Annotated in this window: 2 protein-coding genes; one reads left to right on the top strand and one right to left on the bottom strand. The window is 74.1% G+C overall.

The window, feature by feature from the left end; all coding sequences use genetic code 11:
* Positions 1–512: AraC family ligand binding domain-containing protein (locus ACPC54_RS42380; protein ID WP_498973124.1), on the bottom strand; the 512-nt coding region annotated here is incomplete at its 3' end.
* A gap of 34 nt (positions 513–546) precedes the next feature.
* Here ACPC54_RS42380 and ACPC54_RS42375 point away from each other — a divergent pair.
* A complete protein-coding gene (locus ACPC54_RS42375; protein WP_403714367.1) occupies positions 547–1,005 on the top strand; it encodes a DUF2000 family protein in 459 nt (152 codons plus the stop codon).
* Positions 1,006–1,021 lie beyond the last annotated feature (16 nt).

Here is a 1,021-nt window from a genome sequence, read left to right as displayed (position 1 = left end):
CCGACGAGGGTCAGCCTGCTCTCCGCCTCCAGCTCGTCGCCGGGGCGGGCGAGGGCCGCGTGCAGCTGTCCGACGCGCAGCCGCAGCACCGGGTCGCGCAGATCGGGCCCGTCGACGGCCGCGCCGATCAGCTCCTCGCCGAGCCGGCTGCTGTCCAGGTAGACCACCCGCTTGCGGAAGCCGCCGGGGGTCGCGGGGGAGCCGTTGTGCGGCACGTGCGGGGGCAGCAGGCTGACCGTGTCGAGCGGGGTGCCGTGCTCGTGCCGGTCGAGGTCGTAGCGGACCGCGCCGTCGTCCACGATCAGCAGGGTCCAGGCGTCATGGACGTGCATCGGGTACGCGTACTCGGTGAAACGGGCGTGGAAGACCTCGGTGACGCCCGGCACCCGGGGACGCCACGCGCTCACTTCCTCGCCCGGGGCTCCGCGCGCTTCCTCGCCCGCAGCTCCTCGCGCGGACCCGTTCGTGGCCCTGCTCGCGGACCCGTTCGCGACCATGCAAACAACGTACAAGACCCTGCCGGGCGGGGACCGGCAGTCTCGTCCCATGAGCACCCCGACCCCCGCCCCGGTCCCCTTCGAGCCCGCCGGGCCCATCCGGTTCGACACCAAGATCGCCGTGCTGCTGCGCGCGGACCTGGCCTCCTGGCAGCGGCTGAACGTCACCGCGTTCCTGGTCAGCGGCCTCGGCGCGATGCTGCCCGAGGTGGTCGGCGAGCCCTACGAGGACGCGGACGGCACCCGGTACCTGCCCATGTTCCGGCAGCCCGTGCTGGTCTTCGAGGGCGAGAAGGAGACCCTGCGCGCGGCCCACGGACGGGCGCTCGGCCGGGCCCTGCCCTGCGCCGTGTTCACCGCGGACCTGTTCGCCACCGGCAACGACCGCGACAACCGCGCGGCCGTGCGCGCCGTGACCACGGCCGATCTGGATCTGGTCGGGCTCGCGGTGTACGGCCCGCGCGGCGGGGTGGACAAGGTGCTGAAGGGGGCGCGCATGCATCCGTGACGCGCGCCCCCTCCGG

Origin of the sequence: Kitasatospora sp. NPDC094028, from assembly GCF_049543595.1 — a bacterium.
GTDB lineage: Bacteria > Actinomycetota > Actinomycetes > Streptomycetales > Streptomycetaceae > Kitasatospora.
Note: the sequence above shows the minus strand (reverse complement) of the source record. Positions and strands in the feature narration are given on the sequence as shown.

Excerpts from the sequence above, each read along its gene's own strand:
- ACPC54_RS42375 (WP_403714367.1), top strand. The coding sequence starts at position 547 with ATGAGCACCCCGACCCCCGCCCCGGTCCCCTTCGAGCCCGCCGGGCCC.